The 23546-nt window shown below is 41.5% G+C and carries 25 protein-coding genes and 1 pseudogene; 3 read left to right on the forward strand and 23 right to left on the reverse strand.

All coding sequences use genetic code 11. The features are described from left to right. Positions 1-52: 52 nt before the first annotated feature. From chrA to BV455_RS19155, 4 genes are all read right to left on the reverse strand, one after another. Entirely contained in the window at positions 53-1255 is a 1203-nt protein-coding gene (gene chrA, locus BV455_RS19140) for a chromate efflux transporter (protein WP_218687573.1), read from the reverse strand. A gap of 102 nt (positions 1256-1357) precedes the next feature. Continuing rightward, a complete protein-coding gene (locus BV455_RS19145; RefSeq protein ID WP_175244587.1) occupies positions 1358-1666 on the reverse strand; it encodes a PadR family transcriptional regulator in 309 nt (102 codons plus the stop codon). A gap of 396 nt (positions 1667-2062) precedes the next feature. Further along, the gene (locus BV455_RS19150; RefSeq protein WP_190977469.1) at positions 2063-2767 is read right to left on the reverse strand and encodes a DUF2278 family protein; all 705 of its coding nucleotides are present in this window, start codon (positions 2765-2767) and stop codon (positions 2063-2065) included. Positions 2768-2788: 21 nt separating this feature from the next. Beyond that, positions 2789-2989: a hypothetical protein gene (locus BV455_RS19155; protein ID WP_061580058.1), complete on the reverse strand. Its 201-nt coding sequence runs from the start codon at positions 2987-2989 to the stop codon at positions 2789-2791. Positions 2990-3261: 272 nt separating this feature from the next. Between BV455_RS19155 and BV455_RS19160 the strand changes: the two genes are divergently transcribed. Next, a complete protein-coding gene (locus BV455_RS19160) occupies positions 3262-3885 on the forward strand; it encodes a LysE family translocator (protein ID WP_061580057.1) in 624 nt (207 codons plus the stop codon). Between the two features lie 450 nt (positions 3886-4335). Here the strand turns inward: BV455_RS19160 and BV455_RS19165 are convergent, their stop codons facing one another. The 3 genes and pseudogenes from BV455_RS19165 to BV455_RS20855 form a co-directional block, all read right to left on the reverse strand. Beyond that, positions 4336-6048, reverse strand: a complete 1713-nt coding sequence (locus BV455_RS19165; RefSeq protein ID WP_190977470.1) for a methyl-accepting chemotaxis protein — start codon at positions 6046-6048, stop codon at positions 4336-4338. Between the two features lie 3 nt (positions 6049-6051). Beyond that, positions 6052-7224: an ATP-grasp domain-containing protein gene (locus BV455_RS19170; RefSeq protein ID WP_061578701.1), complete on the reverse strand. Its 1173-nt coding sequence runs from the start codon at positions 7222-7224 to the stop codon at positions 6052-6054. A 292-nt stretch (positions 7225-7516) separates the two neighbouring features. Beyond that, positions 7517-7859: pseudogene (locus BV455_RS20855) on the reverse strand (IS21 family transposase); the annotation flags it as partial. 326 nt (positions 7860-8185) lie between these two features. On the opposite strand from BV455_RS20855, the gene BV455_RS19175 reads away from it, so the two are divergent. Together BV455_RS19175 and BV455_RS19180 are read left to right on the forward strand one after the other, a co-directional pair. Further along, positions 8186-8374, forward strand: coding sequence for a hypothetical protein (locus BV455_RS19175; RefSeq protein ID WP_218687574.1), 189 nt, complete (start codon positions 8186-8188; stop codon positions 8372-8374). Continuing rightward, the gene (locus BV455_RS19180) at positions 8374-9198 is read left to right on the forward strand and encodes a serine/threonine protein kinase (RefSeq protein WP_026078482.1); all 825 of its coding nucleotides are present in this window, start codon (positions 8374-8376) and stop codon (positions 9196-9198) included. The genes BV455_RS19175 and BV455_RS19180 overlap by 1 nt, the downstream gene beginning before the upstream one ends. A 306-nt stretch (positions 9199-9504) precedes the next feature. Here the strand turns inward: BV455_RS19180 and lhgO are convergent, their stop codons facing one another. The 16 genes from lhgO to BV455_RS19260 all read right to left on the reverse strand — a co-directional run bounded on the left by lhgO (position 9505) and on the right by BV455_RS19260 (position 23128). After that, entirely contained in the window at positions 9505-10707 is a 1203-nt protein-coding gene (lhgO, locus tag BV455_RS19185) for an L-2-hydroxyglutarate oxidase (RefSeq protein ID WP_081162230.1), read from the reverse strand. Between the two features lie 96 nt (positions 10708-10803). Then, entirely contained in the window at positions 10804-10968 is a 165-nt protein-coding gene (locus BV455_RS19190; RefSeq protein ID WP_017435391.1) for a hypothetical protein, read from the reverse strand. A 63-nt stretch (positions 10969-11031) separates the two neighbouring features. Beyond that, on the reverse strand, positions 11032-11205 hold the full coding sequence (locus tag BV455_RS19195) for a hypothetical protein (protein ID WP_201028850.1): 174 nt from the start codon (positions 11203-11205) through the stop codon (positions 11032-11034). A gap of 119 nt (positions 11206-11324) precedes the next feature. Next, a complete protein-coding gene (locus BV455_RS19200; protein ID WP_017435392.1) occupies positions 11325-12119 on the reverse strand; it encodes an ABC transporter permease in 795 nt (264 codons plus the stop codon). Then, on the reverse strand, positions 12119-13057 hold the full coding sequence (locus tag BV455_RS19205; RefSeq protein WP_218687575.1) for an ABC transporter permease: 939 nt from the start codon (positions 13055-13057) through the stop codon (positions 12119-12121). Before BV455_RS19205 ends, BV455_RS19200 begins: the two co-directional genes overlap by 1 nt. Beyond that, positions 13021-14121 carry an ABC transporter ATP-binding protein gene (locus tag BV455_RS19210; RefSeq protein WP_061578696.1) on the reverse strand — a complete coding sequence of 367 codons (1101 nt, stop codon included), beginning with the start codon at positions 14119-14121 and terminating at the stop codon, positions 13021-13023. Before BV455_RS19210 ends, BV455_RS19205 begins: the two co-directional genes overlap by 37 nt. Positions 14122-14140: 19 nt before the next feature. After that, the gene (locus BV455_RS19215) at positions 14141-15244 is read right to left on the reverse strand and encodes an ABC transporter substrate-binding protein (protein WP_218687576.1); all 1104 of its coding nucleotides are present in this window, start codon (positions 15242-15244) and stop codon (positions 14141-14143) included. 17 nt (positions 15245-15261) lie between these two features. Further along, positions 15262-15972: a FadR/GntR family transcriptional regulator gene (locus BV455_RS19220; RefSeq protein ID WP_017435396.1), complete on the reverse strand. Its 711-nt coding sequence runs from the start codon at positions 15970-15972 to the stop codon at positions 15262-15264. Between the two features lie 847 nt (positions 15973-16819). After that, positions 16820-17599, reverse strand: a complete 780-nt coding sequence (locus BV455_RS19225) for an enoyl-CoA hydratase/isomerase family protein (protein ID WP_042411469.1) — start codon at positions 17597-17599, stop codon at positions 16820-16822. A gap of 24 nt (positions 17600-17623) precedes the next feature. After that, positions 17624-18394, reverse strand: a complete 771-nt coding sequence (locus BV455_RS19230; protein ID WP_042411465.1) for an SDR family NAD(P)-dependent oxidoreductase — start codon at positions 18392-18394, stop codon at positions 17624-17626. A 138-nt stretch (positions 18395-18532) separates the two neighbouring features. Further along, a complete protein-coding gene (locus BV455_RS19235) occupies positions 18533-19285 on the reverse strand; it encodes an SDR family NAD(P)-dependent oxidoreductase (protein WP_017435399.1) in 753 nt (250 codons plus the stop codon). A 648-nt stretch (positions 19286-19933) separates the two neighbouring features. Further along, complete coding sequence (locus BV455_RS19240; protein WP_042411459.1) at positions 19934-20356, reverse strand: NUDIX hydrolase; 423 nt, start codon at positions 20354-20356, stop codon at positions 19934-19936. 146 nt (positions 20357-20502) lie between these two features. Then, positions 20503-20781, reverse strand: coding sequence for a hypothetical protein (locus tag BV455_RS19245; RefSeq protein WP_223845271.1), 279 nt, complete (start codon positions 20779-20781; stop codon positions 20503-20505). Between the two features lie 305 nt (positions 20782-21086). Next, a complete protein-coding gene (locus BV455_RS19250) occupies positions 21087-22154 on the reverse strand; it encodes a PQQ-dependent sugar dehydrogenase (RefSeq protein ID WP_061578691.1) in 1068 nt (355 codons plus the stop codon). A gap of 271 nt (positions 22155-22425) precedes the next feature. Beyond that, positions 22426-22722: a hypothetical protein gene (locus BV455_RS19255; protein ID WP_017435405.1), complete on the reverse strand. Its 297-nt coding sequence runs from the start codon at positions 22720-22722 to the stop codon at positions 22426-22428. 106 nt (positions 22723-22828) lie between these two features. Next, positions 22829-23128, reverse strand: a complete 300-nt coding sequence (locus BV455_RS19260; protein WP_017435406.1) for a hypothetical protein — start codon at positions 23126-23128, stop codon at positions 22829-22831. Between the last annotated feature and the right edge of the window lie 418 nt (positions 23129-23546).

Consider the following 23546-nt stretch of genomic DNA (forward strand, 5'->3'; position numbering starts at 1 on the left):
TCCTATCACCAAAATGGCGTAAGAACCAAAAAACTCTTTGCCGGTGGATATTTTACGAAATAAAGAAAAGAAGAGCTCCTGCGGCGGCGGAAAATACAACGACAATCCAAGGCGGACACTTCCAGACCGTTAATAGGCCAAAGTCGGCTAAAGCAAGGCAAAAATCTAACGGGCTTTTCATTGCTTTCGTCCATACAGGATGATATAGTGCTGCAAGTAAGATTCCTACAACAGCTGCATTGATACCATATAGTGCTGCTTGAAAACGGGGGCGATGACGAAGCCAATTCCAAAAAGGAAGGGCTCCAAGGATTAACAGAAAAGAAGGTAGAAAGATAGCAAGAGTTGCCACTACAGCTCCTTTCCATCCGAAACTAGCCATTCCTAAGTACGATGCGAAGGTAAACAATGGCCCTGGTACTGCTTGTGCTGCTCCGTACCCAGCTAAGAATTGATTGGCTGTTAGCCATCCTGTAGGAACCACTTCTGCTTGCAGCAAGGGAAGCACAACATGTCCTCCGCCGAATACCAAAGCGCCAGATCGATAGAAGCTATCAAAGAGTGCAACCAGATTAGAACCAGTGAACTGACGGACTACAGGAAGTAACCCTAACAAAGCAAAAAATAAAATGAGTAAGATACCGGCTGCCTTTTTATGAAACGAGATAGAAATCGGAACTGGTTTTGAATCTGGCGTGTTTCGGGACAAAAAACATCCTACGATACCAGCACCTACGATGATTCCCACTTGACTAAAAACGCTCGGAATCATTAAAGCCAACATAGCTGCTGCGATCGCAATGGTGGCACGCGGCCGATCGGACGCAAAGTTTTTGGCCATGCCCCACACCGCTTGAGCCACTACAGCGACCGCCACAACCAGCAATCCATGGAGCCAGCCTGTCTCACGGAAGGAAGTTCCTTTCAAAAAGTAGGCAAACAAGATAAGCGCAATGGCGGAAGGGAGAGTAAATCCAAGCCAAGCGGCGATAGCGCCCCAAAAACCAGCTCGTATAAACCCAATCCCCATTCCAACCTGACTACTCGCCGGACCCGGTAAAAATTGACACAGTGCTACCAAATCGGCATATGTTTTTTCATCTAACCATTTTCGCCGGTTCACATATTCCTCTCGAAAATATCCTAAATGAGCAATAGGCCCTCCAAAAGACGTCAATCCTAGTCGAGTAGCTGTTTTCAATACTTCCCAAACAGAACCTCTTTGTTCCCGTTGCATCTCATTTTCTTGGTCCATCTCTTCTTATTCCCCCCTAGTGATAAATGGTCATGATATATGTTACAAATATCGTACAACCCAAAGTGTGTACGATTAATTCATCAAAATAATTGAAGCTCGTTAATCCTTTATTTCTTTAAATAGCTCGTAGGCTTTTTCTCTCGCTTTTATAAGTACCTCATTTCCTTTTTCCGTTGTTCTGTAGTATTTTCTAATCTTCCCTTCAACATTTTTTTCTTCTTTTTCTAATAGACCGTTTAACTCCATGTCATGCAGTAAAGGATACAATGTTCCAGCACTCATCTGATAACCATGTTTTTTTAGTTCTTCTAACATCCATGAACCAAATATGGGCTCTTTTTTCGCATGATGTAAAATGTGTATTTGAATAAAACCAAGAAACAATTTACGTAACACTTTATTTTCCATCATGATCCCCTTCATTATCGATTTTCGATATCGAAAATCGATAGCATTGTATCACGTCTATGTGGTGTTTTTCAAGAAAGGCCATATTAAGGTAATGTTAATTTTGTATACCTCTTATAACAAGCATCAAAAATGTTCCTTTTGCGTAAATGCAAGAAATGCTGTTCATATCATTGACGATCTACTTCATCGTGAGTCGGATACACGACAAAAAGAGGCTGTCCCAAACGGTCGGTAAAACGACCTTTTAAGGACAGCCTCCTGCTTTTGTTTTTACATCATTTGTATATTTTTTACTTTCTCAAAGGATCCGCTTTATTTTTATTGGGTAGACGGTGGCCACCCACTTTTTGTCGCTAACTAGATAGTATTGTCCAGTCGAAAATATTTTTTTAATTATAAAGACATTGTTTGCTGATGATTAACATTTTTATGGTTACATTCTTCTACTGGTTTGATTGCATTCCCCTTTTCATCTGTACACCAGGATTGAGATTGGAAAGCGAGAAAAATGGCTACCCACCTTTTTTCTTGTTCAAAATGTATTAGAATCCCCCCATCTTGCCATATCCCGTTATCTTTTTTCCATCTTCCCACATTTCCTTGGTTCATATGAATATCATGTATGCCATTACCAGGCAAAAAACCAAAATACTTATCAGGCTTATTTTGCTCTGGGCCCCATCTCTCTCCAAAAGCGTATATGATTGCCTTCTTATCAATAGCTTGCTTAATATAATGTTGAATCTTTTCGTTCAAATCGTTATCTGGACCCTCTACATCAGCTGGGAGGGGAATCATTTTTCTAGGATCTAATAAATTTCCCCGTATATAATCAAGTCCAATGTCTGGATGATTATTTTTTATAGGAGTAAAGCCAAAATCTAAGTCAGGTAACTTTGTAATGTCTTCCGAGTGGAAATCCTCACCGACGAAATATAATACTTCTGAAGGATAAGATTGAGATTTAATATTAATGGCGATTCGATACTTAGTCCCTTCCTCATCCTCGACAAGAACTTGATAATGTGGATTTTCCCCTCTTCCCATCATAGAGTCGACGGGTTTTCCCTTTAGAACTCCATAATTTTTTAAAGGCAAATTCCACCATCTCCTATTCATTTATAATACATACGCAAATTGCGTATCCATATCTTCTGCTACTGTAATTCCTTTTTTAATGCGAAAACTTCCAACCACTCGCTTTTTTTGCTCCGCTTTGTAAAAGCATCCATCCGTCGACGCTGATTTGGTGTTAATAATTGATATATCTCTTTCTACTTCTGCTTCAGTCAAAGGTGTATGAAATTTCTTCAAACTCATACTGGCACCTTTCTTGAAACATGTAACTCCATTTCTATTAATTAACATTCGACGTCTACATCTAAAAACCCTTCAACAAATTCCAAAAAAAGAAAAACCTTCACTCATTCACCAAAAAAAACGTAAGAATTATTTTTTCTTTGCCGAAAACACCGATAAAACACTAATTTATTATCCTATGAAGAAGGAATGAAGCTGTTTCTCCACGAAATAAAGCGAAGGAAAAGAAAGCGAAGAATGGCCTTTTATTCTATCCAAGAGAGGTGTTGTAAATGGATTTCACATTAACCATGTCCTTCTTAGGAGTGGCGATATTGCTGACAGTAATGCCCGGGCCAGATATTTTGTTTGTGATTGCTCAAAGTATTTCACAGGACAAAAAAGCAGGAATCGCCACGGCGCTGGGACTTTGTTCAGGCCTTATTGTGCATATCACGGCTGCAACGCTTGGGATTTCCACCATCATTTATCAATCCGCTTTGGCTTTTACCGTCGTCAAATATACGGGTGCGGCGTATTTGCTGTATTTAGCATGGCAATCATTTAAGGAAAAAGAAACAGGCTTTGCTATTAACCATCACAAGCCTTTCAAGTATCCATCATTGTATAAAAAAGGAATTCTCATGAATCTGCTTAATCCAAAAGTATCCTTGTTCTTTTTGGCATTGTTGCCTCAATTTGTGAATAAATCGATGGGGCACATTACGTTGCAGATGTTGATTTTAGGGATGATTTTTCTGGTTCAGGCTTTAGTGATTTTTGTCGCTGTCAGCGTGTTTTCAGAGAAACTGCGCCATGTCCTGCTTACCAACTCGTTCATCGCAAAACGAATGAACATTGTAAAAGGTTTGTTATTAGGGCTGATTGGTATACAGATTGCGTTTAGTGAAAAATGAAATCGTTAGAGTGTTATCTTTTAATTTGACTATGACAGGTTCTTACGTTCTTTTGGTGATCAGTTGAAAAATGTAAAGAAACAAAGTAATCATATATGCACTTTTCTACATTTATAAAGATAGTTCATCATAAAAAATCGAACAAAGATCTTGTAATTTTAGCTACCGTTCGATAGTTCACCAAATTTGCGTAAGAACCTTAAAATTCCCTAATTTCAGCATCATTTTCTCACTCCATCTAAAACGCTGTTTCAGCAAGAGATTTTCTCTCTGTTTAACGTGTCCAATTTTCTTGACATAACACCAATAAAACAGTTATTCTTCCGAAGAACTAAAAACAAAAATGCTCTGCCTATTGTTAAAGACAGAGCATTCATTATTTTGTTGCTCTACTTGACCAATACTATCAGCTGGAGATGAAGAAATTTCTCTACCAATTGAAGTTTCGTTTTATTTTGTTGTAATTTCCCTTGTCTTGAATCGCTTAATCATATCTTGGAGGTTGTCAGCCAAGAGTTTTAACTCTGAATTTTGTTGTTTTAAATAATCAATTGTATTGTTTTGCTGAACAGCAGAAGCAGAAATTTCTTGAGTTGCAGCCACTCCCTGCTCTGAAATTGCAGCAATTTCTTGAATGGATGTTAAAATTTCGTCAGATGCTTGATGCAGATCTTCTGTACTTTTAGCAATCGTATCAATTCCTTTTGCCAATTGCTCTACTGATGCAAAAATAGAATTAAATAATCGTCCATTATCCTCAACAATCTCAACACCTTTTACAATATCTTCAAAATCTTGTTGGTTCAGATTTAGCACGATATTAGCCTGTTCGTGGATTTCACCTATCGCTTCAGATATTGTTTTAATGGATTCATCAGTTTGATTTGCAAGCTTCTGAACTTCTTGGGCAACAACCGAAAATCCTTTACCGGCTTCTCCGGCACGAGCTGCTTCAATCGATGCATTTAAAGAAAGAAGATGGATTTGGGACGAAATGTCTTGGATAATCTTAATGATTTCATTAATATGTTCTAATTTTTTACTCAGATTAAATAAGTTTTCTTTACTCACCATGCCATTTTGTTTTATTTTGTTCATTTGTTCGGTAATCATTTGAACTTGAACATTTCCTTTTTCAGCTTGCTGACTTGTTTGATCGGTAAGGTTTTTAATCAACTTAGTTTGTTCATCCACATTGGATATCGCTATTGACATTTCAGACATCATATTTGAAATTCGGTCAATATGATTAGCTCTTTCTTCGGACCCTTTTGCCTCTTCATCTGTACTCATTGCAATCTGTTTAGAAGCTTGAGCTAATTCCTCAAAGGATTCTAAAAGAGTTTGACCAGTATGATGAATTGCTTCGGATTTCTCTCTTACATTATCGATGATGCGACTTAAATTTTTTCTCATTTCTTCAAAGCTATCTGCTAAGACCCCTATCTCATCTTCTCGCTTAATATTTACCGATTGGCTAAGATCTCCAGTAGAAAAGGTTTTCGTATATTGCACTAAACGATGAAGAGGTTTAGACATTCTATTTCCAATGAATAAAGCTAATACGATTCCGATAACAATCATCACAGCTGTTAAAATAAGAGAAACGGTCATTATCCACTTTTGTAGATGGTCGATAAATTTAGCGCTCATATCTATTCCGACGATGGCATCCACACCATCTACAGGAATGAAAAATGATTTATGGACGCCCCACTTATCTCTATAAATGGAACTTAAAACACTCTCTTTTTTTTCATATGATAATTTTTGATCATTCGTAAACGGAGACTCAACCATAAATTTGTCACTGCCATTTAAAGCAACAATGACATCCCTTCCATTTTTTCTAGACAGTACATATACATATTCGATTCCTTTTTTTCTTTCAATAAATGAATCTAATTTCTGCTTCAGCTCCATCCCATATTTCTCTGGGAAAGCCATTGTATTCTTAATTAAATCCGGATCAATCGTCTCTGCTAATAATCGTCCATTTTCTGTTAACCGTTCATCAAACTGCGGGATAACATGTTCTTGAATAATGTAATCTGATACATATCGAACAAATCCAAAAAGAATCAGTGAAAATACAAGAAAGGGGAATAAAAAACTAATCACTAATTGCGCTTTAATCGATTTTTTCCAAATTGCATTTCTCATTCCTTATCTCTCCCTTGAATGTTCCATTTCCTTTAATGTGATAAATGGGCGTAAATCCATTTGCAGTAATCGATAAAGCTCTTCTATTGTTTCGCTTTTGAAAAATACAATGGCAAATGTTCTATCATTTGTTGCTTGTATTTCTCTGTATTCTAAAATTTGTTGAAACTGCTTTTTAAACGACTGATGGTTAATAGATTTTATAAGATTTTGTGAAATGTTCATCGGAATTTCCGCGCAGAAGAAACTGTAGATACTTTGATCCATATTGTGAAGTGCTTCTTCCCAATTCGGACTTGTGCCTTGAAAATAATGCTTATATACATTGCATCCATAAGCATAATACCCAAGATCTGTTGTTCCTGCCCCAGCAAATCTGAGCGGATTCATTTCAATCGGAATGATGGTATAATTACTTTTTCTCACTTCAAAGTGAATGGGGAAATTTTTTACCGGGACGATTTCTCTAAACTTATGCATAAAAGTCAATATGTCATCGTAAATTTCATTGATGACTTGTTTGGACGTATAGTAGATTCGATCCGACGTATCATATTCGTCCTTAAACAAACGTTTAAAAATATTTAAAATCACAGGATCACCATTATAATCGTAATAACTGTCAACGGCATATTCTTCTCCGAATATCCATTTTTCGATTAAAATGCTTTCTCCGTTAATCACTTCTTTATCATAAATGTTTTTTATAAAAAGTAGATCTGTATTTAATTTATGTAAAGTATCTTCCCATTGATCTGCACTTTTCACTTTATACACTCCGACACTGGAATATCCTTTGCTTGGCTTAATTACAACAGGAAAAGGAATATCCTTTACCGGAATTTTATAAAGCTCATCCATGTTTACTACCTTATAAAAATAATCAGGGTACATATTCGAAAGAATTTGACGGAACGTTCCTTTATCTTTTAATTGTTTTGCCCAATGATTTTGAACACTATTAGGAGCATAAGATTCAAGCAATGCTAAGCAACTTTCTGAGTTTGTCAACAACTTTTGGTGTTCGTCGATAAGAGAGAAAAACTCCTTAGCTTCCATTCCTTGTAAGGATTTTAACATTTCGGAATGGTTGCCTTGTTTGAAAACGGGCACATTAAGCTCTTGTAACGATTCGGCTAGAATAGGGGAAATGATTTGATCATTGATGAGAAGCATCTTGCTGCACCTTCCTCAAGTAAAAAGATTGTGTTTCTTTAATATAAAGTTTCATCAATGGGAAACTTTGAATAAAAGAAAAAAGCAGTGTTCTCATAATAAACATCAAGGTCACTATCGGTTAGTAACCTTGATTTCTTTGCTGAGATCATTCATTAAATTGCCCTCTTTAATTGCTCCTTCAACAAAACTTCTTTTATTCACATACTTAATGTCGGACTAAAGAATTATATTTTTATAGGAAAAATATCCTATTTTAAAACAACAGATTGTCCCCTACACCTGTTCATATTTCTTTTTCTGCCTTCAATTGTGGTTTCCGTTCTTGAATATAGGCACATACGGCACAATAAGAACCTGGAAACCCATACTCTTTTTGCAAGCTCTCAATCCCGTTTTGTTCTTCGATCTTTTTGAGGCAGTTTCGCGTTTTCTACTAGCCAATCATCGACGACCTCTCCATATCCTTCCTCGTACATCATCTCCCATTTCTTTTTGAAAATTTTTTGTCCGCTAATATCTCCATCCGCATATTTTTTGACTGTTCTCCAGTTATGGCCAATCTTTCTGGAAACTTCGGAAATGGATAAACTTTCGCTTTCCCTTAAATGGACGAATCCAAATAAAAAAAGCAGAAGATTGTCTTAAAACATACAGCTCCTTTTTCACCAATTTATGTGATGAGTAAACTGTGCTATTATTATCCGTAATACCTGTTGCGTCTTTGTCACGAACGCTTCCTATACCTCTAAGTCCCATCATCTTATCGGTGGTCATTTATAATGTTTTTAAATGAAAAGAACGCTACGGCGATATAAAAAAAGAAAGGTACAACGATTAAACCGGATGACATCGTTCCATGTCATGGTGCCATCCCTCTAAACGGACGTTAATCATGAAACTTCCTTATTCCTATTTCGTATATAAATATAGAGTAATCTTATCGTAAAGGAGAGATCATATGTTAAAGAAAATCATCAAAGCACTGTTGAAAGAACACATGCTTCATCAGCACCATAAAATGCATTACAGCAGCAGTGACCATTATCCGAAGCATTATGCGAATATCCATCCTTCCCACTTCGGTCATAAGTATTATAAAAAGAAACATCATAGCGGCAATTTCTTTTCAAGCTTTTTCGGAAGCTAATGATGCGTTTTTTGTATCGTCACCCGGCGCTTGCTCGCCTATTCGAACGTCCGTATCGAAAAGGGAAGGTTATTCGGCGCCGCTATCAAATTGTAGCAGAGCTTGGGATGGGAAGCTATGGCATTGCTTACATGGCCAACGACTTACAGACAGGCAGGAAAGTCGTTGTCAAACAATGTCGAAAAACAAGAGGGAAAGAAAGCGAACTGTCCTTCCAGCGGGAAGCGGATATATTAATGCGGCTTAAGCATCCGCAAATTCCCGCGTTATATGACATGTTCCTGGAAAATGGAACGCCCCATCTCGTAATGGACTATGTCGAAGGAGAGACAGTTGAAGCGCTTATTTTCGAAAAGGGAAAAACGTATACAGAACGAGAAGCATTTCAATTATTGCGGGATGTGCTCGCCGTAGTCGAATATATTCATGCCAACCACATTGTCCATCGCGATTTGCGCATCCCGAATATTTTGTTGCGCGACGGTACCGTATTTGTGATCGATTTCGGATTGGCGCGTTTTTTTGGTGAGTCCGTTCCTCATATCGAAACGTATGTGCCCGAAAAAAAGCTGCGGCGCGATATTCATCCAAAAAGCGATTTTTACGCGTTAGGGCACTTTACCTTATTTTTGTTATATTCCTCGTACGAGCCGAAAACAGAGGAAGAAAAAAGTTGGGAAGAGGAGCTATCCATTTCCGAAGACGCGCGTTTCATACTGCGGAAAATGCTGCAAATTGATCAACCGTACGATGATATTTACACGCTAATAAACGATGTAGATCAGCTGATTAAAAATGGGCCGAAACGCATTATCGTTTCATAGTGCTACAATGAACGGTATAAATGCAGGCGCGTAGGTATAACCATCCATTCTTCGGAACTTGCTACCCCAAGTTCCGAAGAATTTTTTGTGCTTTATCATCATTTTTACTGATTATCATCATCGGTCGTTGATTATCCAATGAATTTATGTTGTATTTACAGATTGAAAAAACTATTGATCCAATGATGGGGAAACCTAGATTATTAATAACGGGAATAAGATTCCTTTGCTCCATAGGTGTCCCATCATATGAATAAATTTAGTTATTTATCTCTTCAGCATATGCTCGATAATATCCTAGACATTTTAACCAGCGATCAACGCCAAATCAGCTACCCGGCGGGCGATCTCTTCGCCAATCGGGAGACAAGCCGTCGCGGCGGGCGAAGGAGCGTTCAACACATGAACCGTACGTTTCGTATTAATGATGTAAAAGTCATCAACAAGCGTGCCATCAGCGCGTAGCGCTTGGGCGCGCACGCCCGCAGTTGTCGGAATCAAATCATCCATTTCAACTTCTGGAAGCAAACGTTGCAGGTTCTTTAGAAAAGCTTTTTTACTGTACGAACGAACCATCTCTTCCATTCCTTCGCGCCAATACTTAAAGGCAAGCTTCCAAAAGCCTTTAAAAGAGAAAATATCCAGCACATCTTTTGCGTCAATATCTGTCTTCTTATACCCTTCACGTTTGAAACCAAGTACGGCGTTCGGTCCAACTTCGACTTCGCCGTTAATCATCCGCGTAAGATGGACGCCGAGAAACGGGAATTGCGGATTTGGAACGGGATAAACTAGATTTTTCACCAGATAGCGTTTTTCGGGACGTAACTTGTAGTACTCTCCCCGGAACGGAACAATTTTCAAATCGGTGATAATTCCAGAAGCCCGTGCGATGCGATCGCTATGGAGCCCCGCACAGTTGACTGCGAAATCAAAGGATCGGGCACCGCGATTGGTGATAACGTCGACTTTTAGGCTGCTTTCTACGATTCGTTCTACTTCTGTATTTAATAGCAACTCGGCGCCGGCATCTTTCAACAATGACGCTATCATCTCGCAAACTTTGGTATAATCGACGATGCCCGTTTCTTTCACACGGATGGCTTCGATACCGCTGATATGAGGCTCAAAATCCCGCAAGCGATCTTGATCGATTAGTTCCAGATCCAGCCCGTTTTTCAATCCGCGGTGATACAAGTTTTTCAAAAGCGGAAGCTCCTGTTCGTCCGTCGCCACAATCACCTTTCCGCATCGTTCAAAGGGAATGTCATATTGGCGACAAAAATTGATGAGCATTTCTCCACCCAATCTCGCGAATCGTGCTTTGTAACTGCCGGGCTTATAGTAAATGCCCGAATGGATGACGCCGCTGTTATGCCCGGTTTGGTGCGCTCCCCATCGACTTTCTTTTTCCATGATGGTTATTTCGGCGCTTGAATCGGCTTGTTTGAGGGCATATGCGGCAGCCAACCCGACGATGCCTCCACCGATGACGGCTATGCGGCTCATACAGTTCCCCCTCTTTTCTTTAATCTATTTAAATGTAAAGAATGCAAATTGCTGATGGAGGAAGATGGTCGTTTTCAAACAGATTAGAGACATCCATCACGCCTGTTTGAGCAGTTTCACTTCTTTCGGCAGGATTTCCGCAGGTTCAATTCCTGTAATGTCCGACGTCTGGTCAAACTCATTTTCCAGTATGCCGAGCCCGTATAACACCGGACATGTTTCCATTACCATCCGGGCCAATGGTACAAGCAGTTCGCGCAATCCTCTCATGCCAAAACGGTAGGGCTTGGCAGTCCCGATCAGATTGCCAAGCCCTTACCACCATCATTTTGCACAAACCGCTTTCCACACGACTCTTGAAGGACATATGTGTGTATTGATCCGATCGATGACCACGCCGTCGCTCTCATACGCTTTTCGGTTCTGGAACACCGGCGTTCCGTTCGGAAATTGCCCTAGTTCCATCACTTCTGTCATTGCTCGAATTGGATCTCTCACCGCCACCTCCATGATGCCCAGTACCCGTAGCAACTTCACGATCTGTCCGGCTGTGTCTCCCTGTGACTTCCTATGCTCGAACGAGAAACGGGACAGCATTGTCGATTACATGCTGTCGATTAGTGGGCGCTTCCCAACAGGCGTCCGACGCCGTGAATTTTCTCGAGAATCAGGATCAGGATCACCGAAATCAGAATCACAACACTTGATACAGAAGCGACGATTGGACTGTACGCATCCTGCATGTTTGAAAAAATCTCAAGCGGCAGTGTTCGCATATCGGGAGATACCATAAACAGCGAGACAGTTACGTTATCGAACGAAGTCAAAAAGGAAAACAGAGCCCCAGACAGGATCGCTGGCCGGATCAGCGGCAGTGTCACCCTCCAAAAAACGGTTACCGGGCTGGCTCCGAGAATCGCTGCCGCCCGCTCCAGCGTGTAATCAAAACCGCTCAACCCGGTCAGTACAAACCGGATCACATATGGTACGCAGATGACAATATGCGCGATCAAAAATCCGGTCGGCGTTCCTGCCAACAGCAGCGGCGTGAAGTAAATCAATAAGGCGACCCCCAGCACCAATTGCGGTACCGTCAATGGGGCAGTCAGCAACGATACCAGATAACTCTTGCCCGGAATGTCATACTTGGCAATCGCAAGTGCGCCCAGAGTCCCCAGCAGCACGGAAAAGAATGCTGCTAGAAAAGCAAACTTGACGCTGTTCCAGAAAGCCTCGACAAATTCCGGCCGTTCCAGCAATTTCATATACCACTGCAACGAAAATCCTTTTGGCGGAAAACTAGGATAGATTGCGCTAGTAAAAGAAGCCGGAATCGTGACAAGCAATGGGATCAGGATATAAACCAGGCTGATCGCAGCCACCGCAACCCTGATTTTTCCGGAAATTTTCATCAGCGAAACACCTCCCGGTACCGTCCTTTTTCCATCATTCTCGTAAAAATGGTGACGATGGCCAATGTGATGCCAAGCAATACATACGAGACGGCCGACCCGTAAGTCCAGCGTAACAGATTAATGATCTGGTCATATGCCACCACCGGCAGCATCGGCACATTCGCTCCCCCCATCAGAGCGGGGGTCACGTAAGCGCTCATCGACATGCTGAACACCAGCACCATACCGGACACAATGCCAGGCAGGCTGAGTGGCAGAGTGATCGATATAAATGAACGGAATGGACTAGCGCCGAGAATGGCGGCCGCTTTTTCGAGAGACGGATCAATATTGTACAAACTGGTGGCGATGGACAAAATCATAAACGGCAGATACGCGTTCGACAATCCGATGACAACTCCAGCTTCCGAAAACAAAAGTTTCAGTGGCGACTCAGTGATACCAAGGCCTATCAACAGTTGATTGACCGTTCCGTTTGGCAACAGAAGCAAATACCAGCCAAAATTGCGAACCACAATACTGATCAAAAGCGGCGACGCCACCAGCAGGGTCAGCAATCCCCGGACGCGGGGAGAGCATTTTGCCATCGTCAGTGCCACCGGATAGCCGAGAAGCAATGACACGATCACCGTGTACAGGCTCACTTTGATCGTCAACCAGAGAGAATGTAAGTAATAGGGATCGGTGAAAAAGCGGCCATAGTTGCTAATGCTATAGGTTGCATTTGTCCCACCCGGGCCTTCTGTGTCAATAAAGCTCAGATACAGGATATAAAGCATCGGGACCACAAAGAAACCGATGATAAACAGCAACAGTGGCAGCAACAGCAGCACGGCATACAGATACTTTTTCAAATTCCTGCGTTTTCCTGATACAGCCGGCTGCAACCGCAAGCTGACTATTTCTTGACGATCATCATATCTGACGGGTTCCATCCGACCATCACCTCAGTTCCTATCGTCCAGCCCGCTTCGATTGAAGGATGCAACACCTGCATCCGTTTACCTAGCAGTGACACTTCAATTTCCCAAGCAGAGCCTAGATAATTCATCTGGACAATGGTAGCGGTGTGTGAATTGTAGTTGGGATTCGTGTTTTCCACCGGCTGGATCATCAACTTTTCCGGGCGGATGTATAGCTTGACCGCATCCCCCTTCGTACAGGTACGATCCGATCCCATCACATTCTCCGCTTCGACCAGCACTTGGCCGCTATCCTCTAGTTCCACACTGATCATCCGGCTGTCGATCGATTTCACTCTTCCTTGTAATTGGTTTGATTTTCCGATAAATTGAAAGACAAATTCGGTGCGCGGATGGATATAAATTTCGGTCGGCGTTCCGACCTGTTCAATTTTGCCCTTGTTCATCACGACGATCCGGTCAGACATGGAAAGCGCTTCCTCTTGATCGTGCGTGACAAAAATCGTGGTGACCCCTACTTCTTTTTGCAACCGTTTGATTTCGGCCCGCAATTCATGACGCAACTTGGCGTCAAGATTGCTCAATGGTTCGTCGAGCAACAACAACTTCGGTTGCACCACCAGTGCCCGAGCTATAGCAACGCGTTGCCGCTGACCGCCGGACAGTTCGCGCGGATACCGGTCTTCCAGCCCGGTCATTTTCACTAGTTCCAGTGCTTTCTGGATGCGCCTTTTTTTCTCATCTTTCGGCACTTTGCGCAGGGACAGGCCAAAATCGAGATTTTCATACACAGTCATATGCGGGAACAATGAATACGTTTGAAACACCATTCCCAAATCGCGCTTGTAGGCGGGAATATCATTCACTCGACGTCCTTTGATAAACACATCCCCCTGATCGATGTCGAGAAAACCAGCAATCACGTTGAGCGTTGACGTTTTGCCGCAACCGGAAGGGCCAAGCAAGGTGAGCAATTCACCTTGCTTGACCTCCAGATCGATACCGTCTAGGATCACGTTTCGGCCAATTCGTTTGTAAATGCCACGTATTTCCACGTCATTAGCAAGCGCTTGCATATATCCGTCTCCTCTTTCCTTATTTTTTCACGTTCTTTCCTAATTCCGGTGTGACTTCTTTCGCCCATCTATCTGTCCATTGCTCCCGGATTTCAGCCATCTTCTTGAAATCCGGCCGGAAGACAGGATCGCTGTCTTTCAAGCCGATCGACTTTTCATATTTTGGCGCCACTTTCATTCCTTTCAGAACCGGATAGAAACCGCTTTCTGCAATCTGCTTCTGCGACTCTTCGCTAATTAGAAAATTGACAAAATCCATTGCCGCTTTTTTATGAGAGGCATTTTTCACAACCGTCGCGCTGAACGCTTGCAACGGTGCCCCTTCTTTCGGAATCACCATTTTCAGTGGCACCCCAGACTCGATCAGTTCGGCGATCGCATAGCTGCCCATCACTGTTACGTCGGCTGCCCCCTGTTGCACGGCCGGCATCATTTGGGTGGAGTTTTTGTAGAACGTATCCGAATAGCTGGCGAGTTCTTTCGCCTTTTTCAGACCAGGTTCCAGATTGTCGAGGCTGCCGCCGTTCGCATTAGCGAGGTTATAGAGAAGAGCGAATCCCCAGTCGTTAGCGATGTCGGCAAACGCTGTTTTTCCCTTGTAATCGGGGCGAATCAAATCGTTCCAAGACGTAATCGGTGCCCATCCGTTCTTCTCGAAGGTTTTCGTATTGTATGCAGGAGCGATTACCAACCCGAATACGGGTACCCCGATATTATCCACCGCGACAAACCGCGGGTCGACCTTAGTCATGTTAGGAATCGCCGATGGATCTAATTGCTCGGCCAACCCTTTATCGGCCGCTCGTTGCACGTCAAGCGGTACATACATCGCGACATCGTATTGAGGAGCGTTTTTCTGCAATTCGACTTTTGACAGGATTTCTCCTGACAACCCCGGTACGAAATTCACTTTGATGCCATATTTTTCTTTAAATTTCGGTGCGATTACTTCGCGGATCGCTCTTTCAATCTTGCCGCCGTTCCCGGCAACCGTAATCTCCGTCACATCGTCCGACGACTTGTTGGCCGGTTTCGCCTCACCAGGCGGTTTCGCGTTGGGAACTCCACATCCGGCCAGTGCCGCCATCATCATTACGAGTCCAATCATCATCCATCTTTTCATGACACAACCCCCATTTTTTACTCTTTTAGCTCCAACAGTTTTTTCCGAACGTTTTCCAAGTGTTGCCGCATACAGGCAACCGCCCCTTGCGCATCACGTTTTTCGATGCAGGCAAAAATCTCCTTGTGCTCCTGAAGTACGCTTCTTCGTTTCTCTAAATTCCCCATATTTTGATAGAGAGTATAGTTCAGACTTTGTTTCAGCACCGGCGATAGATTGTCGATCACTTGAATCAAAATCGGGTTTTTCGATGCGATAGCAACCGCTCGATGAAAGGCAAAATCGGCATCGACTCCAGCTTCCCCCATTTCCAGCTCGTACTCAAAATCGAGCAGCGCCTTCTTCATTTCTTTCAGATCATGCTGATCGGCTCGTAAAGCGGCCAGCTCGACGGTACCCAATTCGATAATTTTGCGGGTCTCCAGCAAATGCAGCGTTTGTTCCTTTTTTGCGACAATCGAAAGAGCTAACGGATGAATGTAGTCACTGAGGTCGACTTTACGTACAAAGGTGCCTTCACCTTGCCGCGTTTCGATGATCCGGGCGGCCGCCAGCATGCTCAGCGCCTCGCGGATACTGGAGCGACCAACGCCAAACATGTCGCTCAATTCCTTTTCTGAAGGTAGTTTGCTGTCTGACGGAAGCTCGCCCTGTTCGATCAATCGCTTGATTTCTTCGACTATCTCTTCTGATACTTTTTTTCGGCGGACGGGCTTGACTTTTCGCATGGCAACCTCCTTTCCTGCAAGGTAAGCGGCTGTTAGGTCCGCAGACCGCTTTTTGAAAGCGGTTACAGAAAAACAGTCATCGATTCCGTCCGGAGTACTGCTTTTTCAACCGCAAAAATCGTCCGGCGCATTCAGTCGGCAGTGTGGTCGCCCTTCATCTAGCAGCACCCTTCCGTCAATCAGAAATGCGGATAATGCAGCAGATTGTCCATAGCGATCTGTTATCAGACAACCTGATATCCGTATATTTATATTTCTACCAAACATTCGATATCCCTTTTTAATTAACAAAATTTTTATTTAATTCAAAAAATTATAGCGAGCAGCGATGGTGGCTGAAGCTTCCGCATGCCAATTCATTCTGTTATCTATTGGAACGGATTTACAGGATTTTAGTATCTATGTGTAATTTAACTGCTTATTCGGATAAAATAGCGACTTGACCTGTATGCGGAAAATTGTCACGTACGGTTTTTAGAGGGAAAGCTCGTGAGGGACTATCTTCAACCCAACGTAAGTGACCTGAAAAAGGGAAGAAAAACGATCCTAAAAAATTCTATTTTCTATTTTTAAGGAAATATGTATATTTAAGGGTATGAAATAACTTTGAGAAAGAGGTTATATTATGAAAAACGATACTTTTACGTATACTCAATCCCCCTTGATGTTTCAAGGGGGATGATTTTATTGAGAAGTTTGGAATTAGAGTTTGTTTTTTGCAAGCAAAAACTAGAGGTGCTTTTCCTTCAGTTAAAATTAAAATACCCACCTGTTTCTTTTTTAACGACCTGTAATACCTCGGCCCGCCATACTCAGTTAGTTGAAAACTTTAACACATACTCTCCTCTTATCTGCCCTTAAATACCGGCTTTCTTTTTTCTTTGAAGGCAGCGACGCCTTCCTTGTGATCCTCTGTCTGAACCATTAATGTTTGTATCAGCCGTTCTTCCTCCAGTATTTCTTCGAGTGTAGACGTAAAGGAATGTTCGATTAATTTCTTCTGTTTTCCGAATGCTTTACTTGGTCCATGTGCTAATTTTAATGCTAGTTTGATTGTTTCTTCCTGAAGTTTTTCTAATGGGAAAAGATAATTAATGACGCCTAATTGATACAGTCTTTCAGCCGGAATCGGCTCTGCGGTAAAGAAGAATTGTTTAGCCAAATGCGGACCGACTAATCTTGGCAGAAAATAAGAACCTCCGCCATCCGATACGAGACCAACTTGAGAGAAGCTTAAAGCAAACTTACTATCCTCCGCAGCGACAATTAGGTCGCAAGCTAACACTAGATTGAACCCTGCACCGGCTGCGAAGCCGTGAACAGCAGCAATAATCGGTTTTTCTATTTCCTTCATCGTCAAAATCAGTCTATTGAGCCTGCCGATATGTTCATAAACTTGGACGCCGTTTGCTTGCCCCATCGTTTTTACATCGCCGCCAGCACTAAATGACCGGCCTGCACCAGATAAGACGATCACCCGGACATCATCATCGTTTTTGGCATTCTTGATAGCTTCTGTTAAACCTAAAATCATTTCCGGGCTGAAAGCATTTAAGCTTTCCGGACGATTTAGTGTGAGCGACAACACAGGTCCTAATTTTTCAATGACTAAATGTTTTTGAGACATGCCAATCTTCCTCTCTTTTATTCGTTATTTTATCAGCCAGCCGCCATCAACAAGTAAATCAGACCCAGTCATATAGGATGCTTCACTAGAGGCCACAAAAGCGATTACATTGGCAATTTCCTCTGGTGTGCCGACTCTTTGCAGGGCTGTATTTCTTTGAATGGCTCTAACAAAACGATCATTTTGCAACGCATCTTCTGTTAACGGCGTCTCTACAAAACCGGGAGATACGGAGTTGACGCGAATTCCGTATGGTGATAACTCAAGGGCAAGTGATCTGGTAAAATTAATAACACCTGCCTTGGCAGCGCTATAATGGGGAATTTCCGCACCAGCCTGATGTCCGGAAAGGGAAGCAACATTTACAATCGCACGGTCACGTTTTTCCCGCTTTGCTCCTTCTGCCATCACTTTCCCTAGTGCTTTCGAGACAAGAAAGACACTTTTTAAATTGACATGTTGGACATAGTCCCATTCTTGTTCAGACATTTGTAAAATCTTCGTGTGGGTAGAACCGCCAGCGTTGTTCACTAAAACATGCAAATCCCCATATTGCTGCTCTACATACTCCGCTAATTTCTGGACATCTTCTCCATCGGTTACGTCCGCAGGGAAAATGTCAGCCGTTGGAATTCCGCTGTTGCGGTTAATCTCCTGTGCGGTTTCTTCAAGCTTCGTTTTTGTCCTGCCGACTAAAATAACCTTTGCACCTTCCTTTGCCAAACGAAGGGCTGTTGCCTTGCCAATACCACTTCCGGCCCCTGTTACTAAAGCAATGGTTTGTGAAAATCTCATCTTACTGCCCCCTTTGTTTTATCATAACTTTCAACCAGCACTTTCCTACCCTGTCCCCTTTTTGTTGCAATGCGTCAGTCATTGGTTTTGAATTTGTTTTAGTTTACATAATATATTTATGATAAATTAAACCTTTTGTTAAAATGTGAGCCCACCGCCATCAACAGAAAGGGTAGCACCAGTAATAAATGAAGCTTCATCCGATGCCAAAAATAAAACAGCATTTGCCACCTCCTCCGGAGTGCCAATTCTGCCAAGCGCATTTGCCCTGGAGATAATTGGCCATTTTCTCGCGTCCTGCTTCCAGCCATCAATAATTTTTGTATCAATGACACCTGGTGCTATCGCATTAACACGGATGTTGTACTTGCCGTATTCCAGTGCGGCATTTTGCGTTAGCCGTATGACACCAGCTTTGGATGCATTGTAAGCCGCTTGATATTTCTTCCCTTTTAATCCTAGTAAACTAGAAGTATTAATGATCGCTCCACCTCCAGATTTTTTTAACTCAGGAACAGCATACTTGATGCCAAGGAATACGCCTTTTAAATTGACGTCAATGACCCGGTCCCATTCCTCTTCTGACAAATCAACACTTCTCACTTCAGAATTCGCGATTCCTGCATTGTTGAACATGATGTGCAATCCGCCGAATGTACTTGTTGTTATATGAACGAGCTCTTTTACTTGATTGGAGTCCGATACATCCGTTTTCACAAAAATAGCATCTCCCCCAAATTGTTGAATCATGTTAACTGTTTTCTCACCACTTAAGGAGTCTATGTCACTAACGGCCACCTTTGCTCCTTCTTTGGCAAAGCGGATGGCTGTCGCGCGTCCAATTCCTCCTCCGCCGCCAGTAACAATTGCTATCTTTCCTTTCAGTCTCATGCATACACACCCTTTCTATCTTAAAGAGTTGATTAACTTTTTGGCCTATATTATTGGTCCTAGCTTGGCCATCTTGGCTCGGTGCACTTCATCAGGTTCGTCAGCTTGTCTCCATGCCCTTGCGTTCGCCCATGAAGCAGCAAGTGGGAAATCGCAGATACTCCTACGCTTGAATCGCACGTCAATAGCTCCCAAAGCCATTGACGAATTTTGAACGCGCTTACACAAAAAACATTTAGCCGCACCCCAACGACTTTCTTTCTGATTCTGTTGCTGTTCATACGCTCGTTCAGGCAGGCATATACTCTTCCATGAAGTTTATTACCTTTTCCCGTAATTCTTTCATAAGCGATAAGGAAATGAAGTTCTTGCATTTAGACGTGGGAGAATTGATCCTTCCTAAAATACTAACCGGTTGGTATGTTATAACACTATTATACATCTAAATATTAAATATTCAAATTATTATCTAAATATTCTAAAAAGAAATTTGCTACGTGAACCTTCCCGACTAAATCAAAGAATTTTAGTCGGGGCATCAACGGTCTTTTTCTATTGGCTGATTAATAAATTTTCGGCCAATGACAGTTCCGTCAAAACGAATAGCGGAATTGGTTAATCCCAAATCCGCAGCGACAATCACTTTTTTCATGCCAACTCTTCCAAAGAGAAGACATTATTTCTCTCAAAATCACTAATTATTTCTGGAGTCAATAGCAATCTCAATTGCTCTTTAGTCGACCAGCGGTAATCAATGTGTTCCTTTGAGAGAACGACATCTCTATTATTGCTCCTACATAAGTAGGTAAGAATAACTACCTGTCTTGTTGGGTCAGTTTTGAATGTGATTGCATATAAAATCTTTTCAACTGTAACATCTAACCCAACTTCTTCCTTAATTTCTCGTACAAGTGCAGTTTCCAAATCTTCTCCAAATTCTACTTTACCCCCAACTAATTCCCACGTTCCTCCGCCGATTTCATCATCCTTTGCACGTTGTACAATTAATACCTTACCTTCATATAAAATAAGACCTTTTACAACTACAACCATCTTATTTGCATTTGTCATTAGAAGTACCCTTCCTTATAAATACTTATTAACTCTACTTTCACTTTTGTGCTGGTGAATATGAACGACTAATTACGATTTCTGTTCAATCTTTAAAACTTTGACTTTGGCCGGATATGATTCTAAAATCTCTGAATACCACACTTTCACCTTTGTCCATTTTCTATTCCCTTTAGAGTACCAAACCCTTTAATCCATAACTTACTCATATTATATTTGCTTCTTAATTCTTGTATTGTTAACTTATTTGCGTCTTCCTGAACAAAATCTGAGTCTTCAACTAAATATACTTCGCCTTCTTTCATAATTATAAAACCTTCCAAAGTAGCTTCTTGATTAAGAGATTGATTAGTTCTATATTCGTCAAAGAAAAATAATAATACTATAAAACCTAGAATAATTCTTGCTGAAATAAACCTTTTCATACGCTTATCTCCTACCTTTTGTAAGATAGGCCTGCACAGTTACACATGCAATCAAGATCATAAGTCATTGCCAACTTCCTTTTCCTCAACTATCCCGCTTTAAGTAAGTCATTTCTCTTCATCGGTCAGTTCTAGGTCGCAACCCAAATTGAACTATTTGATCCTTGATGGTGAGTAAGCTGGCAAGCCTGTCTGGCTGTAACAAAGAAATTTTTGTTCCCCGATGTTATCCTTCCGATGGTGCCGCATAGATGCGGCATGATGTCTCCCATGAATTTGTTCCAGACTATAATATTGAAATTGTATCAAAAAGCTTTCGGAATCGGAATTTTGATTAATTTGTCATCATGATTGGCTGGAATTCCCCTTCCATCCGTGTTGTTTGTGACAAAGAACAAATGATCTCCCAATATGAATACATCCCGCACGCGGCCTACGTTGGAAACGATTTGTTTATATGTTTTATTTTTTAAATCGAACGCTAAAATACCTTCCCCCCGCAGCTGTGCAACATACAAAATTCCATTATGATAGGCAATTCCAGATGGCGCCCAAGTATGATTCCCCGAATGGAACAAAGGTGCGATCATCCCGTTTCTCGTTTCATCTCCTTGAATAAAAGGCCAGCCATAGTTTCCTTTCGGTTTAATCAAATTGATTTCATCATGTGCACTTGAACCATGCTCCGAGCTATAAAGCCGGCCCGTTTCATCCCATGCCAAGCCTTGCGGGTTGCGGTGTCCATAGCTATAGACAAGAGAGTTGGGATCAGGATTATCGTTCGGTATGGTGCCATCAAGATTCATTCGTAAAATTTTTCCGCCAAGAGATGTCTTGTCTTGGGCAATCATCGGATCTGTAGCATCCCCAGTGGTGATGTACAGTTTTTTGTCCGGTCCGATTTTGATTCTTCCGCCATGATGAAACTTTCCGCTTGGAATTTGATCAAGCAAAACTTTTTGCTCAAACCATTCATTATTTTCTTCCCGTATTTCTACAACACGATTGAATTGCCCGTTTTTATCCTCATATGTATAGTAAAGAAAGGCGTAATTTTTTTTCTCGGGATGAAGCACAAAACCTAATACACCAGCTTCAGATGCCGTTGAAAGCTTCTTTTCTAAATATAGATTCTGTCTAATTTTTTTGTTGCCTGTAATTTTTACAATGGAGCCAGTCCGCTCTGAAATATAAAAAGATGTCCCATCCCAGTCGATCGCCCATGGCACACTTAAATCTTGGGCAATGATTTCCATATTGCCATTGTTACTTGTTTGTTGTACGTTTTGAGAGCTGTTTTCTTCTTGTTTTTCATTTGAACAGCCGATTAAAAGAAAAATGATGCTGATCATGATGAGAGGATATTTTTTCATCCAATTTCCCTCCCAATAAAAATGAATCTGCAGCGTTTGTCATTCCGCTAAAGGTGAAGCGCCATCCATCATCTACATTGAACTTGGCTGCTACGATAAAAATGAATTTCTACTTAAATAATCTTTTTCCCTTCCATTTAACTATGGATAACAGATTTTCTTTGAAAATATTTCATCGTAAGCTTCATTTAAAAAAGAAGGAAGCGTTAGCATATGCCTAATGCTTTTTCATTCGTAGTGGTCTGTAAATATAACACTCTTTTGATTTGTATTATGATTCGTTTTTGTCGTCTGATTTATTGTTATTTTTTTCCTTCCAATAGCTTCCTTCGCCAAAAAACTCCGCACACACTCCATTTAGAGACTGTAGCTTTTCAATAAATCCCTTTACATCACAAGTGTGAAAAGTATCATGCAGTTCGCGATTTTCTTCCGTAACAGAATAAACATGAACTTCCATACATCCATCCCATCTGACATTGACATCGAATTGACCGTCTTCACTTTCCAACTCGAGCGCAACGGTTGCCCCATCCTCGTTCTTATGCTGTGTCTTAATAATCCACATAAAAGCACTTCCTTCTTGTTGATTATACTTGTTAGACCTTTTCACTTAATTTCCAATGGGTAGAGACAGTAGGAAAATATGAGGGAGCCACTTTGCTCCCTTGTATTTAATCCATCATTTGATTTGATACGGAGATAGGCGAACCGGTAGAAGTATGTTGATTTACCCATTCACGAGCTTTATCCAAAACTGCCGATTGGTTTGGAATTTGATCACTATGTTGTGTAATCCAATTCATGCAGTACTGCGGGTCAATATTGTGCTCTAAGCACTTGGATAAGAAAGACTCAACGTTCGACTCATTACAGTTTTTCCATGTCCCGCACGTTTCGTGCCAAATGTCTTCCATTGTTTCCTGTACGGAAGGAGCATCCACGGAGTTTTTCATTTCGTTTTCCTTTGTCATATCACTTCCTCCTTTCATCTGTTAGCATCGTCATTTACAGTATGCCCAAAAACGGCGTTAATTACGCTACTTTAAAATCGATAGATTTACTATATTATTCTCTGTTTATCATGTAATTTAGATTAAATCACTTATGTTTTCTGACAGACTTCTTCTGTCCATGTGCTTCATTTACTCAGTATCACCTTTAGTAGAAAAGTCCTTGTTTTGTCTAACAAACTCCTCCTGATGATGCCCAGCTTTGTATAAAGTTCGTGTTCCTCAGAGCGGAAGTCTACCGCACGCTTCCTTCATATTCCGCGTCACCACAGACACCCTTGCATTAGGCTAACTGCTACTTCTGCGTTCGCAGTTGGGGACTTTCGCGCTATAGACTGCACACACTAAAACAGCTTGCCGGCTTTGTCGGCAAGCTGAA

Origin of the sequence: Parageobacillus caldoxylosilyticus (assembly GCF_019272935.1) — a bacterium.
Classification (GTDB): Bacteria; Bacillota; Bacilli; order Bacillales; family Anoxybacillaceae; genus Saccharococcus; species Saccharococcus caldoxylosilyticus.